Origin of the sequence: Azospirillum sp. B21, from assembly GCF_008364825.1 — a bacterium.
Taxonomy (GTDB): Bacteria; Pseudomonadota; Alphaproteobacteria; order Azospirillales; family Azospirillaceae; genus Azospirillum.
On record NZ_VTTO01000034.1, the window covers coordinates 21602 to 35897 of the forward strand.

A 14296-nucleotide genomic window follows, 5' to 3' on the forward strand; every position below is an offset into this window, starting at 1 on the left:
GAGGGTGAGGAGAGGGCTTTGGGGAGGGGGCACCGCCCCTGCACTCACGACCCCGGCCGGCGGGCCAGCACGTAGATGTAATCGCCGTGCGACCAGGAGTTCAGGCGGAAGATGTGGTACAGCGCCTCGGCGAGGAAGCGGCGGCCGGGGCCGTAGTCGCCTTCCGTGCCCTGGCCGCTGGCGGCGCCCAGAACGTTGCGGTAGAGCGGCGAGAAGAAGGGGAAGCCCCATTCCACCACCCGCTCGATCTCCAGCCCGACCGACTTGATCTTGGCCTGCAGCTCGCCACGGGCATAGTTGCGGTGGTGGCCGACGGTGCGCTCGAAATCGCGCATCCGCCCCTGCAGGGTGGAGACCAGCAGGTAGCGGCCGGTCATGGCGGCGAGGTTGCGCAGGGCGGCGACATCGTCCTCGATATGCTCGACCACGTCGGTGCAGACCACCAGATCGAAGCGGCGGTCGAGATGGCCGGCGGCGACGTCGAGCAGGCCGAACTCGGCGTTCGGGGCGCGGCGGCGGGCGACGTCGATGGCCTTGGCAGCGAAGTCGAGGCCGGTGTAGCTGGCCTGCGGCTTCAGCGGCATCAGCGTGGCAAGCAGCGAGCCCTGGCCGCAGCCGACGTCAGCCAAGCTGTCGTAGTTCAGCGGGCGCACCATCTCGGTGACGATGCGGCGCAGATGCCGGCCGGTCGGGCCGTATTTGCGCATGTCGTTCCAGCGCCGCTCCCAGCTGTCGTCGTAATCGACACCGCCGGGATGATCGGCCGCGGCGGCTGGCAAGGGGGCGGCGAGGGGAGTGTTGGCGGACTTGAATGCGTCGTCGCTCATGCGGGCCTCCGGCGCAGGATGAATTCGTTGCAGCCCGTCGGCACGCGCGGCGGACGGACCTCCAGCATGTCGAAGCCGAGCGCGTCCATCCGCGCCCGCACCTCGTCGGCACTGGCATATTCATAGGGATAGCCGCCGAGCCAGTCGGTGACATCCACCCAGAACTCCATGCCGCGCTCCTTGCGCAGCGGGTTGGAGCCGGTGATCGCCCAGGTCGCCAGGAACATCAGCGAGCCCAGCGTCCAGTCCCAGACTTTCCGAAGGAAGCCCGGCGACAGATTGTAGACGATCTTGATCAGGGTCCAGATCGGCGAGGTCCAGTGGCGGTTGTAGAGCGCCAGCACGAAGGTGCCGCCCGGCGCCACCAGCGGGGCCACCGTCTCGATCGCCGGCCACATGGAGCCGGTGTGGTGCAGCGAGCCCCAGGCATAGACCACGTCGAAGCGGCCGAGCGAGCCGGCGAAGCCGCTGTCGAGCGCAGATCCCCGGCGGAACTCGATGCGGTCCGCCAGTTCGGGCGCGAAGCGGCCCAGGTTGCGGCGCGCCACCTCGACGCCCGTGGGGTTGACGTCGAAGCCGAGAGCGCGGGCGACGCCCAGCTTGCCGGCGGCGATGGTGAACAGGCCGGAGCCGGAGCCGACGTCGCAGAAGCTGGCGTCCTTCAGCCGGTCGGTCCCGACCAGCCCCTTCAGGCTGTCGATGGCCGCCACCAGCCGCGGCTCGTCCAGCACGGTGCGCGAGTAATGGTCCCAGTTCTCGCCGAAATCGAAGGCCAGGGCGGATGTCCCGGCCGGGGTGCCGCCCCCGCCTTCCGCCGTCTTCACCGGTTCCGCCACGCTGTCCGATCCCTTGCTGTCCGAGCCCACTCTGCCGCGCCGCCATACGCTCCCGAAAGCCGCCGGATGTCAACAGCACGTCTAGCGGCGTGTATCCTTGGAAGGGCGGAGATCGGTGGGCAAGATGAACACGGATGTCACGGATTTCGACACGGATTTCACGGATGTGGCGTTGCGAAGCAGCCGCTCCGGAAAAAGGCAGGCACATCGCCAGGATCAGAAAAATCCGTGAAATCCGTGTTCAAATCCGTGACATCCGTGGAGATGTTGCCAGACACCCCTGCACTTCGCGCGGAAGCCAGACCGCCTCACTCCGCCTGCGCCGGCCGGACCCGTCCTGCCGCGGTGCGCCCGGCGAGCGCCAGGTCGCGGTAGGCGGTGGCGACGGCGCTCCAGGAGAAATGCTCGACCACCCGGCGGCGGCCGCCCTCGCCCAGGCGGCGGCGCAGGGCAGGGTCTTCGGCCAGACGGGCGAGTGCCGCGGCGAGCGCGGGCGTGTCGTCGGCGTCCAGCATCAGGCCGGTTTCCTCCTCCACCACCAGATCGCGGTTGCCGGCGATGCGGGTCGCCACCACGGGCAGGCCGGCGGCCATCGCTTCCAGCACCACGTTGGGCATGCCCTCGTCGCGGGACGGGAAGACGAAGGCGTCGGCGGCGCGGTAGGCGGCGGGCAACTCGTCGCGCCCCAGCCAGCCGAGAAACCGGACGCGCTCCGACAGGTCGAGCCGGGCGGCCTGGGCCTCCAGCTCCGGCCGGGCGGGGCCGTCGCCGACGATGGTCAGGTCGATGCCGCCGCGCATCTCCGGCGGCAGGGAGGCGAGCGCCTCGAACAGCACGTCCAGCCCCTTCTGCCGCACCACCCGGCCGACGAACAGCAGCGACAGGCGGTCGCCGGCATCCCTGGCATCGGCGGGCGAGAAGCGGGCGGCATCGACGCCGTTGGGGATGATGGCGATCGGCTGGTCCGGGGCGAAGCGGCGGGCGAGCTCGGCCAGCCCCTCGCTGTTGGCGACGACGGCGGAGGACCGGCGCCACAGCCAGCCGATCACCGGCCCGGCCAGCCGGTGGTAGAGCGAGATGCCGTCATACTGGAAGCCAGGCACGTCGCCGCCGCGCAGGCTGACGACATAGGGCACGCCGGACAGCGCCTTCACCATCCAGGCCGCCGGGCCGCAGGGCAGGCCGAAATAGGCGATGGTGGCGTCCGGGCGCCAGCGTGCGGCGATCCACGGCGCCATCACCAGCGAACTGGCGAGGAAGGCCAGCATTTCCACCACCGAGCTGCGGTCGCGGCGGCGGCGCAGGGTGGGGATGCGGCGGATCTCCACCCCGTCGGGCCGGTGCTCCACCCGCGGCAGATCGCCGAAGGCGGAGGTCAGCACCAGCACCTGTTCGCCCAAGGCGGTCAGTTCGCGGGCGGTGTTGTCGGTGGCGTTGGCCGCCCCGCCGCCCAGCGGCGGAAATTCGTAATTGATCAGCAGAAGCCGCGCCATGCCGTCCGCCACACTCCCCGTTCGACGAGCGCCATTGATGGGCGGTGAGCGGCGGCGATGCAAGCGGACAACCCGCCTCACCTCCCTCCGGCCGGCGCCCGTCCTTTGCAGCACCGGCCATCTCTGCTACTGATCCCGCCGGTTCCCGATACGATCGGAGCCCAGTTCCTCAACCGGGGCGACGCGGTATTTCATGGACATCCAGCAAGCCTTCGCCTCCGCGCTCGGGTTCCAGCAGAGCGGCAAGGCCGATGAGGCCGCCCGGCTGTATGGCGAGATCGTCGCCGCCGATCCCCTATTCGCCCCTGCCGTCAACAATCTGGGGCTGCTGCGTGCGGACGCCGGCCGCGACGCGGAGGCGGAGGCGCTGTTCCGCCGCGCCCTGAGCCTGGCGCCGGACTCGCTGAATGGCTGGACCAACCTGGGCGGGCTGCTGGTCCGGCTCGGCCGGCCGGAAGAGGCGGTGCGCGCCTACCGCGCGTCGGTCCGGCTGAAGCCCGGCCAGCCGGCCCTGCTCAACGAGATGGGGATCCAGTTGGAGCGGCTGAAACGCGCCGACGAGGCGCGCGAGGCCTTCGCCCGCGCCGAAGCCCTGGCGCCCGACGATGCGGAGATCGCCAACAACCACGGCGCCATGCTGCGGATGGCCCATCGGCTGGACGAGGCGGCGGCACGTTTCCGCCGTGCCATCGCGCTGAACCCTCAGCACAGCGGGGCCTACAGCAACCTGGGATCCACGGTGAAGGACAAGGGCGCCTTCTGGGAGGCGCTGCTTGCCTTCCGGCGGGCCACCCGGCTGGCCCCCGACTTCGCCGGCGCCCATTGGAACGAGTCCCTGGTCCGGCTGCTGCTGGGCGACTTCGTCCAGGGCTGGCGGGGCTATGAATGGCGCTGGAAGCATGGCCGTTTGCCCTCGCCGCAGCGCAGCTTCGTCCAGCCGCGCTGGGACGGGTCGCCGCTGAAGGGCCGGCGGCTTCTGGTCTATTGGGAGCAGGGCTTCGGCGACGTGCTGCAGTTCGTCCGCTATCTGCCGCTGCTGGCGCAAGTGGCCGGCGGGACGACCGGCGGACAGCCGGTCTATCTGGAATGCCAGCGGGCGCTGCTGCCGCTGCTGCGCCGCCTGCCCGGCACCATCGCGGTGGACACCGGCGGGCCGCTGCCCGACTTCGACGTGCAGATCCCGGTGCTGAGCCTGCCGGCCCTGTTCGGCACCCGGCTGGAAACCGTGCCGGCCCGCGTGCCCTATCTGACGGCTGAGCCCGATCTGGTGGCGCGCTGGGGCGAGCGGCTGAAGGAACTGGGTGGCCTGAAGGTCGGCATCGTCTGGGCCGGATCGCCGACCCACGGCAACGACAAGAACCGCTCCATCGGCCTCGCTCCCTTCGCCCGGCTGGCCGCCATCCCCGGCGTCAGCCTCGTCTCCATCCAGAAGGGCCCGACCGAGGGGCAGGCCGCCGACCCGCCCGGCGGCTTCCCCCTGCTGAACCTGTCGCCCGACATCAGGGACTTCGCCGACACCGCCGCCATCATGGCCGGCCTCGATCTGGTGGTCTGCGTCGACACCTCCGTCGCCCATCTCGCCGGTGCGCTCGGCGTCCCGGTCTGGGTGATGGTCCCCTTCGCCCCGGACTGGCGCTGGATGCTCGACCGCGAGGACAGCCCCTGGTATCCCACCATGCGCCTGTTCCGCCAGGACCGCCCAGGATCCTGGGACGACGCCATCGTCCGCCTCGAACACGCGCTCCGCAGCCGCGCCGCGGGATAAGGATCAAAGGGGAGCGTAGGGGCCGTCGCGGTGGACCATCACCAGATCGACCTGCCACATCCGCTCGTCGCCGGGACGGTAGAGGGGATCGACGATGTCCCAGACCTGGAAGCCATGGGCCGCCATGGCGTCGACGATGGGAAGCAGGCGGGCATCGCCGCCAGCCACGGTGGCCTCGATCGCGAAGACGGCGTCCGGCCGCATCAGGGCGGCGGCACCGGCCAGCACCTCCAGTTCCAGCCCGTCGACGTCGATCTTCACCAGCATCGGTCCGGCATAGCCGCGCTCGGCGCACAGGCTGTCGAGCGAGACGGCGGGCACCATGCGCCGGCCGGGCAGGCTATCCGCCGGCTCCGCCCCTTCCGGAACGACGGAGGAATAGAGCCGGTCGTCGGATACCGCCAGCGGAACCGTTCCGTCCCGGCGGGCGGCCGCGGCGATGCGGTACTCGGCGCTGGGCAGTCGGGCGCAAAGCTGCTGCAGGGCCGGTTCGTTCTCGGCCACCGGTTCGATCAGCACATGATGCGCGTCGGGAAAGACCTCGTAGAGCGGCGGGGTGCCGGTCTGGGCGCCGACATCGATCACCGTGGCGGGGAGGAAGCCCCGGCTGCGCAGCAGCGACAGCGTCTTGTGCTTGCTCTGGCGGACCATCGTCCGCTGGGAGAGGATCAGCCCCAGCAGCGTCGCCGCCATCGGGTCCCCCGGGCTGACGCGCAGGATGGCGCGGTAGAATTCCTCCGCCCGTTCCAGGTCGCCGGAAAGATGGACGTCAAAGGCGATCTTCAGGCCGTCGGCAATGCTCACGACTTCTTCGGTCCCCACACCGGCTGCCGCGGGCGCGTCGCCGTTCCTGCAGGAAACCGCAAGCAGCGCTGGAATGCGGCTGATCATAAAAGTGCCGCGCCGGACGGACCGGCGCGGCACAGTTTTGGCTGGAACCCTTTCCCGGGTCCATAGCAACAGTTGATGATATCTACCCATTTGTTCAAGCGCCTTCTTCCGGAACGGCCATGTTTCCGCTTCGACGGCCACGCATTTTCCACAAGGTGGAGCCGATAACGTCTTTCAGGGCTCCACCCCAACGCGAAAGCGGCCATCCATGGGATCGTCGGCTGCGACTCGGGATGCCTGACGGGGCGGTCCGGTTGACGGCGGGAGGCACCGCTTGCCAGGGATGGGGATGCCATGGGATGAAGCGCCGCTCTCCATTTGCCGACCGGTCCGCCCATGCGCCTTCCCGACAACGCCACCCTTCAGGCCGCACTCGACGCCGAACGGACGGGGGACCGCGAAACCGCCCTGAGGCTCTGCCGCGGGCTGGTGGAGCGGGCACCCGCCGGCCCGCAGGCCCCGGCCGCGCATGACGCGCTCGGCCGGCTGCTGGTGGGCCACGACATGGCCGCCGCTGCCGGCCATGCGCTCGCCGCCTGGAGGCTGACGCCCGCCGACCCGACCCGCCGCTCCAACCTGTGGCAGTTGCTGACCCATCTGGGCGAAGCGGGCGATGTGGCCCGCTTCCAGGGCCGCGAGGATTGCGTCGGGCTGGTAGCGCTGGGCAACGCGCTGCGCCGCGACGGTCAGGCGTTGCGCGCCGAACGCGCCTACCGCCGGGCGCTGGAGCTTTATCCGGAGGTCTCCTTCACCCTCAGCCGGCTGGCCTGCCTGTGCGCCGAACAGCAGCGGCTGGAGGAGGCCGACGCGCTCTTCCTTCAGGCGGCCGAACGCCATGGCGGACGCGACGTCGTCACCCGCACCGCCCCGGCCTTCCTCCAGTCCCTGCGCGAGGCGCCTCCGCCCGCCGGCATCCGCGCCACCATTCAGGAAGGCGCCGGGGCAGCATCCCGGCCGCTGGTGGTCTATGCCTGCTGCGACGCCGTCTATGCGCGCAAGTTCCTGCCGACCATGGTGCGGTCCATCGCCGAGGACAGCGGGCTCGACTGCGCCATCGCCCTGCATCTGGTCAATCCCGACCCGGAGGCCGAGGCGACGGTGGCCGCCCTGGCCGCCGCCCATGGCGCCGACCGCTTCATCATCCTGCGCGAGACCATCGATCTGTCGCCGCTGGGCGACAATGCCAAGACCTATTACGCCTGCAGCCGCTTCCTGGTGCTGCCCGACCTGCTGATCCGCTGGCAGCGGCCGGTGCTGATGCTGGATGTCGACCTGCTGGCGATCCGCGACCTGAACCCGCTGCTGGCGACCTCCGTCCGGTCGGATCTCGGCATGATGAGCCATGCGCTGAAGCGGCTGGACATCTGGAGCCTGCTCTACGCCGACGTGCTGCACATCCGGCCGACCACGGGAGCGCTGCGTTTCCTCGACCTGACCCGGCGCTACATCCGTCATTTCCTCGACCGCGGCCTGCCCGTCTGGTTCCTCGACCAGGCGGCGCTCGCCGCCGTGCATCTGGCCGGCTTCACGACGGAGGCCGCCCCGCGCCTGACGATCTATCCGGCCGACATCCACAGCAGCACGGTGATGGTCGACGGCGAGGGGCGCTATTGGACCGACGACAGCGCCTATTTCTATTCGGTCCGCGCCACCGGCGGCGGCCAGCATGCGGTGCACCGGCTGAAGCGCCGCGCCGGCACCACCGCCGACGTGAAGCAGGGCTGAAGCAGGGCTGTGGCAGGACCGAAGCCGGGCCGGGCGGCACCGGCAGGCGGGTGACGGGCGCACAGGATGGCAGGTCATGATTTCATGAATCATGATTTCATGCTTCTTCTTCATGACGTGAAACCACTTCCATCTTTCCTGTTCTTGCGTGTAAATCCGCGAAGCTCCCGCTCGGGTCAGCCCGCTTTCCATCCCCTGCTACCGGGAACCACCGCATGGCTCGGATCATCAGTTTCGCCTCCACCAAGGGCGGCGTCGGCAAGACCAGTCTGGTCATGGCGCTCACCTCCGAACTGCGCCGGCGCGAGGCGAGCGTGCTTCTGCTCGACTGCGACCCCAACCGGCATCTGGCCGAATGGGCGCGGCGGCGCAACGATGCCGGCGTGCGGGTGCTGGACGAGATCACGGAATCGAACGTCCGCCAGACGGTGCAGGAGAATGCGCCGAGCTTCGACTACACGCTGATCGACCTTGCCGGCTTCGGCAACCTGACCATGCTCTACGCCTTCTCGGTCAGCGACGGGGTGCTGATCCCGACCCAGCAGTCCTTCATGGACGTGAAGGAGACGGTGCGCACCTTCAAGGTGGTGGCGGATTCCGTGGGCGTGCTGAAACACACGCCGGCCTCCAGCGTGGTGATCGTCCGCACCCAGGCGGCCATCGAATCCCGCGTCGACCGCCATGCCCGCGGCCTGCTGGACGAGCATGGCGTCCCGGCCTTCCGCACCGAACTGATCGAGCGCTCTCTCCTGAAGGAGATGACCTACACCGGCCACGGACCGGGCGAGGTCAACCCCGACAGCAACGCCGACCTGAACGTCCGTTCCCTGACCGACGAGTTCGTCGCCTTCCTGGAAGCCTCCCCGGCCAACCCGCTGATCCCGCGGGGGTGAGGCGGCAGGGACACCCCCGCCGGGCTTCAGGGACACTGGACCACGGAAGCTGATGAAATCAGGCCATGGTATTGCTTCATGATTTCATGAAGTGATTTTTCTGAGTTGCCGGCTGGCGCCGACGGAGGACGCCTGACGCCCGCTTATGTCCGAGGATCGGCCCCAGCGGCGGAACGCCATGCCTCCACCGGGCCCCGATCGATGCCGGGTATACTCAGCACTTCCCCGGCCAGGAACTCCACCAGCAGCCTGACCCGGGCAATGTCCGCCCGTTCCGGCACGATGAGCATGTTGAGAGACACTGGCGGCGGAGCATAGTCCGGCAGGACCGGTTCGAGCCACCCTTCGGAAAGCAGGTCGTCAACCAGCCAGAGGTGCGCCGGGCCGATGCCGCGGCCGGCAAGATAGGCCTCCCGCGCGGCAAGCCCGTGATCGACCCGAAGCCTTCCATCGAAGGGGACGAGGTGGGTTTCGCCGTCCGGCCCCTCCAGCGTGAGCATGTCGCTTCCGGCGACATTCGACATCCGAACGCCTTCGAGGCCGGCGAGATCCCCGGGCGTCGCCGGCCGTCCATGCCGCGCCAGATAGTCCGGCGAGCCGACGAGGATGCGCCGGCTCGTGCCGAGAGTCCGCAACCTCATGGAACTGTCGGCAAGCGGTCCGAGACGAACGGCAATGTCCACGCCTTCGCGCACCAGATCGACCCGCTCGTCCGTCAGACTGAGATCAACGGTGATCCGGGGATGGCGATCCTGAAAGGCAAAGATCAGCCGGCTGATGTGCCGGACCCCGAGCGCCGCCGTACAGGATATGCGGACCGTGCCCACCGATGTGCCGCGTGCGTTGCGCACTTCGTCGCCGGCCTGTTCGACGAGGCGCAAAATCTGGATGGCGTTGGCGTAGTAGCGGCGGCCTTCCTCCGTCAGCATGACACGTCGCGTCGTGCGGCTGAGCAGCGCCACGCCCAAGGCATCCTCAAGCTCGCGCAGATGCCGGGTGACGCTCGACTGTCCGGTGTTGGTCTCCCGCGCGACGGCCGAGAGGTTCCCCCGCTCCGCAACGCGGACGAAGGTGCGCATGCGTTCGAGTGTTATGTCCGATTTATCCATTTTCCGGCATTATCATATCCGTAACCCGCCTGTACCGGAACAATAGGCCGGCGCCTAGCTTGGGAGAAAGCCCTCCCCCGACAAGCAGGTGTCCGCCATGAACGTGCTCATCGTCTATGCCCATCCGGAACCCCGATCCCTCAACGCCTCCCTGCGCGATGTCGCCGTCGGGGAACTGAAGGCGCAAGGTCATTCGGTCGAGCTGTCGGACCTCTACGCCATGGGCTGGAAGGCCCAGGTGGATCGCACCGACTTTCCCACACTCGATCCCGACACGCGCCTCCGGGTCGCCGCGGCATCCAGCGATGCTTTCGCCGCCGATGCCCTAACGGACGACGTGAAGGCCGAGCAGGAGAAGCTGCTGCGGGCCGATGCGCTGATCCTTCAATTTCCGCTCTGGTGGTTCACCATGCCGGCGATCCTCAAGGGCTGGATCGACCGCGTCTATGCGTACGGCTTCGCCTATGGTGTCGGCGAGCACAGCGACCACCGATGGGGCGACCGCTATGGGGAAGGCACGCTCGGCGGCAAGCGTGCCATGCTGGTCGTCACGACGGGCGGCTGGGAACAGCATTACTCGCCGCGCGGCATCAATGGCCCGATCGACGATCTTCTGTTCCCGATCAATCACGGCATCCTGCACTATCCCGGCTACGATGTGCTGCCACCCTTCGTCATCTACAGGGTGGACCGCCTCGACGAAGCCGGTTTCGAGCAGGCGGCCGAGCACTTGCGCGAGCGGATGCGGACCCTCGAAACCACCCGGCCGATCTCGTTCCGTCGGCAGAATGGCGGCGATTACCTGATCCCCAGCCTGGAGCTTCGCGCCGGACTGGAGGCGGCCGGCGTTTCCGGCTTTTCCCTGCATCTGAAATGAAGGCCGTCGAGAGAAACCACCCGGCTGTCGACAGTATCGGCAAACGCCCGGTCGGCTGAATTCCGCTTCAGGTCACCGGCCCATTGCGTGATATCCAGCCCCGCCGCCCGCCGGCATCCTTTGGAGAGCGCAACTGCCCGTCCGGCACAGGCCACCAGGGACCACCAGCGGCCCGGCGCTCGGACGGGCAGGGGTCAAGGCCGATTTCAGGTCAAGATGTCATGTCATGATTCATAAGCATGAGGATATGACAGGGTAGGAAATCATCAGAGCATGGATCAGGGCAAAACCTGTTCACTCCGTCGATGCGGTTTCACCGCTTGGCGCACCGAAGCCAATGGCACGGAGGCGATACCGAAGGAGCAACCATTTATCATTTCATGATTTCTAGAAGTTCCTGCCTCTTGTGCGGGAAAGGCGCCGATTATGATCGGTCCTTCGCCTGGTCGAAAGCGCAGGCAGTGCAGCAGCCGCGATGCGAGGCCATCTTCTTCGGGACAGGAGCGACAGGAATGATGATGCCGCCGACAGCGGGCGGCCAGGGGAGGCAATCTGGAGCGCACCTACCCCGACCTTGGTGAAGGTTGCATCCACAGCATTTCATGACCTGTCTTCATGTTAGCGTTTCATGCTCTGGCGCCGGCTCCGATCCGGCATCGCTCATCCAACCGTCTGCAGCAACGCCCTCTGCCATACCCGCAATCCGGCATCGACCACGCTTCCGTCCGCATGAGAAGGGTGGGGCGAACTCCACCGCCACATCGAATGCCGGTCCTGCCGCTCGCAGAAAGCGGTTCCAGGTCAACGCTGTTTTGCGTTTTCATATTTCATGTCTTTTTATGATGACATGTTTCATTGATCTCGCCCCCCTGTGTTTCCCGCGCCACGCCGGCCGGCTTTCCGTCGCGGCGCGCTTCGCCCCCGCCACATGCCGCGAAGACAGGACACCAAGTCATGATATTGCTTCATGGCTTATCCGGCCGGCTCCGCCGCCGGCAATGTCCTGACCGGAGTGCCCATGTCGACCGACAGCCCCGCCAAGCCTCCCCTGAAGCCTGCCGCCAAGCCGGCCCGTCCGCCGCTGGGCGGGATCGGGATCGGCGGGCTGGGGGCGGACGATGTCGACCCGATCCGCCAGTATGGATTGAGCAAGGGCTTCCTGCCGACCGAGACGGAGCCGACCGCGGCGCCCGCCCCCTCTCATCCGCAAGCACCCACTCCCCAGCCGGCGCCCGCCCCCGCCCCCACCATCGTCCGTCCGGCGCCGACCCGGCCGTGGCAGGCGATGCTGCCGGACTATCTGGTGGAGGAGCTGCGCCAAGCCGCCGCACGCGAAGGCACCGCCCAGAAGGTGATCGTCCTGAAGGCCTTGCGGCAGGCCGGCTTCCGGATCGACGACATCGATCTGCAGGACCTGCGGCGGCGCTGAGGCTCCCGGCCCGACACATAATGCACACAGGCGTGACCGAAGGGACGGTTTGACTCTCCAGGAGTAGCCGTCTATGCCCTGCACACGCTCCAGACCGACTGCCGACCACCAGCGACGACGAGATGAAGGCAAACATCACCCAGGCCGCCCCGGCGCCGTCCCCTGCGGCGGCCTCGCCCCTTCAGGCCTCGCCCCGTCCGGTATCGTCCGTCCCGGCACCTGCCCAGGCGGCCGCTCCCAAGGCGGCACCCCAACCATCCGCCCAGGCCGCCTCCCACGGCCTCAGCATCGACATGCTGGAACGGATGCTGGAGCAGCAGCCCAACGACCCCAACGTGTGGAGCGCGCTCGGCGCCCTGCTGCGGCAGGCCGGCAAGCCGGAACCGGCGATCGCCTGCCAGCGGCGCGCGCTGGAGATCGACCAGCGTCATGTCGGCGCCTGGACCAATCTGGGCAACGTGCTGGGCGACGTGGAGCGCTATGAAGAGGCAATCGCCGCACAGGAGCATGCGGTGGTGCTGTCGGGCGGCAGCGCCAACCTGCTGTCCAATCTGGTGGTGGCGCTGCGCCACGGCTGCCGGTTCGACCGCGCGCTGGAGATCCTGGACGTCGCCCTGCGCGCGCGGCCCGGCGACCCGGGCCTGCTGTGGGACCGCGCGCTGACGCTGCTGCAGGTCGGCCGCTATGCCGAAGGCTTCCGCGACTACGACTCCCGCCTGTCGCTGCCCAGCTACCAGAACCGCATCGCGGAAGGCCCGATGTGGGATGGACGGCCGCTCAACGGCAAGACCATCCTGCTGACCACCGAACAGGGCTTCGGCGACGTGCTGCTGACCGCGCGCTATGTGCCGCTGGTCAAGGCGCGGGGCGGCCGGGTCCTGCTGGAATGCCATCCGGAGCTGCAGCGCCTGCTGTCCGGGCTGGAGGGGATCGACGGCTTCGTGCGCGCCGGCACCGCCTATCCGGCCTACGACGTCCATTGCCCGCTGATGAGCCTGCCGCACCGGCTGGGCACGACCATCGACACGGTGCCGCCGCCCACCCGCCTGACCGTCCCGGCCGAAGCGCGCGAGAAGGCCGCCCGGCTGGTGCCCGGCCATGACGGCACGATCAAGGTCGGCATCATCTGGTCCGGCCGTGTCACCTTCAAGGACAACGCACGGCGCGCCACCACGCTCAGCCGGTTCCTGCGTTTCCTCGACGTGCCGAAGGTGCGGCTCTACAGCATCCAGAAAGGGCCGCCGGAGGCGGAGCTGGAGACGCTCGGCACCTCCACCCTGATCACGCCGCTGGGCCCGCACTTCAATGATTTCGCCGACACCGCGGCGGTGCTGGAACGGCTCGATCTGGTGATCATGACCGACAGCTCGGTCGCGCATCTGGCCGGCTCGCTCGGCCGTCCGGTGTGGAACCTGCTGCAGTTCATGCCCTACTGGGTCTATGGCGACGGCAAGACAGGGGGGGGCGACACCACCCCCTGGTACCCGTCGATGCGCCTGTTCCGCCAGACCACGCCCGGCGACTGGGACAGCGTGTTCGCCGCCGCCGAACAGGCCCTGCGTCAGGTGGTGGCGCTCCGGACCTGAGTGGCGGAGCTACGGGCGCAGACGACAAGGGGGGAGCGGCATCGCTCGGCCTAGTGGTCTGCAAGGCGGCGGCGGACACGGGCGATGGCGCGGTCGGTGTCGGCAATCAGGGCATCGAGTGCGCCGTAGTCGATCTCCAGGCGCTCCACACGCTCCGGGCGGGCAGGCGGCCCGGGGGCAGGCTGCAGCTCGGGCGCACTCACCGGCTCGGACTCCACGCTCCTGGGCGGCCGGCCGCGCCGGTGCCCGTAGCGGCGCGGCCCGGCGGTCTCGCTGCGGATGCCGGCGTGACCGGGCAGGCCGTAAAGACGGTGGGAACCGCGTCCGGTCACCTCCACCGCCGCTCCACAGTCGACCAGCTCCGCCAGCATCACCCCGGCGCCGCGCAACGAGCAGCCGAGCAGGGCGGCGAGACGGACGGGACCCAACAGCGGTGCGGCGGCGAGCAGGTCGACGGCGGCCGGCAGGCGGCTGGTGGACCGACGGGGACCAAGGGCGGCGCGGGCAGCCCGCCAAGCCTGCTCGAGGCGGCGCAGCGTGAGAACTCCCTCCTCCGCCTCGCGTTCCAGGCTGCGGGCAAAGGCCAGCAACCACCCCTCCTCGTCCATCGGGCTGTCCGGGTGCAGCGTGTCGGCACCGGCCAGGATGGGGAGCAGGGTGCGGGTCATGCCGGTGGCCTGCAGCGCCGCCGGCAAGGCGGCGCGCACCGCTCCGCGGGGTCGATCGTCGGCGATCCAACCCCGCATCGCCCGGGCGAGCATCGGCAGCCGGGCGCCGGGGGAAGGCCGGGTGTCGCTTTCTCCTGAGAATTTTCACGCGGCTTGACCAAGATCGTATCGACGGATCAAGGGCTTCTATGCAAAGC

At 68.7% G+C, this 14296-nt stretch carries 12 protein-coding genes; 6 read left to right on the forward strand and 6 right to left on the reverse strand.

Features of this window, described 5'->3' with window-relative positions; translation table 11 throughout:
• Nucleotides 1-44 precede the first annotated feature (44 nt).
• The 3 genes from FZ983_RS33010 to FZ983_RS33020 all read right to left on the reverse strand — a co-directional run bounded on the left by FZ983_RS33010 (nt 45) and on the right by FZ983_RS33020 (nt 3156).
• Nucleotides 45-827, reverse strand: coding sequence for a class I SAM-dependent methyltransferase (locus FZ983_RS33010; protein ID WP_149228977.1), 783 nt, complete (start codon nt 825-827; stop codon nt 45-47).
• Entirely contained in the window at nt 824-1663 is an 840-nt protein-coding gene (locus FZ983_RS33015) for a class I SAM-dependent methyltransferase (protein WP_247884078.1), read from the reverse strand. The genes FZ983_RS33010 and FZ983_RS33015 overlap by 4 nt, the downstream gene beginning before the upstream one ends.
• A gap of 308 nt (nt 1664-1971) precedes the next feature.
• Nucleotides 1972-3156 carry a glycosyltransferase family 4 protein gene (locus tag FZ983_RS33020; RefSeq protein ID WP_149228979.1) on the reverse strand — a complete coding sequence of 395 codons (1185 nt, stop codon included), beginning with the start codon at nt 3154-3156 and terminating at the stop codon, nt 1972-1974.
• 193 nt (nt 3157-3349) lie between these two features.
• On the opposite strand from FZ983_RS33020, the gene FZ983_RS33025 reads away from it, so the two are divergent.
• Entirely contained in the window at nt 3350-4921 is a 1572-nt protein-coding gene (locus FZ983_RS33025) for a tetratricopeptide repeat protein (RefSeq protein WP_149228980.1), read from the forward strand.
• A 3-nt stretch (nt 4922-4924) separates the two neighbouring features.
• On the opposite strand, the gene FZ983_RS33030 is transcribed toward FZ983_RS33025, so the two are convergent.
• Nucleotides 4925-5725 carry an FkbM family methyltransferase gene (locus FZ983_RS33030; RefSeq protein ID WP_149228981.1) on the reverse strand — a complete coding sequence of 267 codons (801 nt, stop codon included), beginning with the start codon at nt 5723-5725 and terminating at the stop codon, nt 4925-4927.
• A gap of 423 nt (nt 5726-6148) precedes the next feature.
• On the opposite strand from FZ983_RS33030, the gene FZ983_RS33035 reads away from it, so the two are divergent.
• Together FZ983_RS33035 and FZ983_RS33040 are read left to right on the forward strand one after the other, a co-directional pair.
• A complete protein-coding gene (locus FZ983_RS33035) occupies nt 6149-7537 on the forward strand; it encodes a tetratricopeptide repeat protein (protein WP_149228982.1) in 1389 nt (462 codons plus the stop codon).
• A 215-nt stretch (nt 7538-7752) separates the two neighbouring features.
• Complete coding sequence (locus FZ983_RS33040) at nt 7753-8430, forward strand: ParA family protein (RefSeq protein ID WP_149228983.1); 678 nt, start codon at nt 7753-7755, stop codon at nt 8428-8430.
• Nucleotides 8431-8573: 143 nt separating this feature from the next.
• On the opposite strand, the gene FZ983_RS33045 is transcribed toward FZ983_RS33040, so the two are convergent.
• Entirely contained in the window at nt 8574-9539 is a 966-nt protein-coding gene (locus FZ983_RS33045) for a LysR family transcriptional regulator (RefSeq protein ID WP_149228984.1), read from the reverse strand.
• 97 nt (nt 9540-9636) lie between these two features.
• Here FZ983_RS33045 and FZ983_RS33050 point away from each other — a divergent pair, with 97 nt between their 5' ends.
• From FZ983_RS33050 to FZ983_RS33060, 3 genes are all read left to right on the forward strand, one after another.
• Nucleotides 9637-10416 (forward strand): NAD(P)H-dependent oxidoreductase, encoded by a 780-nt coding sequence (locus FZ983_RS33050; RefSeq protein ID WP_149228985.1) that lies wholly within the window; start codon nt 9637-9639, stop codon nt 10414-10416.
• A gap of 967 nt (nt 10417-11383) precedes the next feature.
• Nucleotides 11384-11845 (forward strand): hypothetical protein, encoded by a 462-nt coding sequence (locus FZ983_RS33055; RefSeq protein WP_247884079.1) that lies wholly within the window; start codon nt 11384-11386, stop codon nt 11843-11845.
• 122 nt (nt 11846-11967) lie between these two features.
• Nucleotides 11968-13431, forward strand: a complete 1464-nt coding sequence (locus FZ983_RS33060; RefSeq protein ID WP_149228986.1) for a tetratricopeptide repeat protein — start codon at nt 11968-11970, stop codon at nt 13429-13431.
• Between the two features lie 50 nt (nt 13432-13481).
• On the opposite strand, the gene FZ983_RS33065 is transcribed toward FZ983_RS33060, so the two are convergent.
• Nucleotides 13482-14192 carry a hypothetical protein gene (locus FZ983_RS33065; protein WP_211103032.1) on the reverse strand — a complete coding sequence of 237 codons (711 nt, stop codon included), beginning with the start codon at nt 14190-14192 and terminating at the stop codon, nt 13482-13484.
• Nucleotides 14193-14296: the final 104 nt, after the last annotated feature.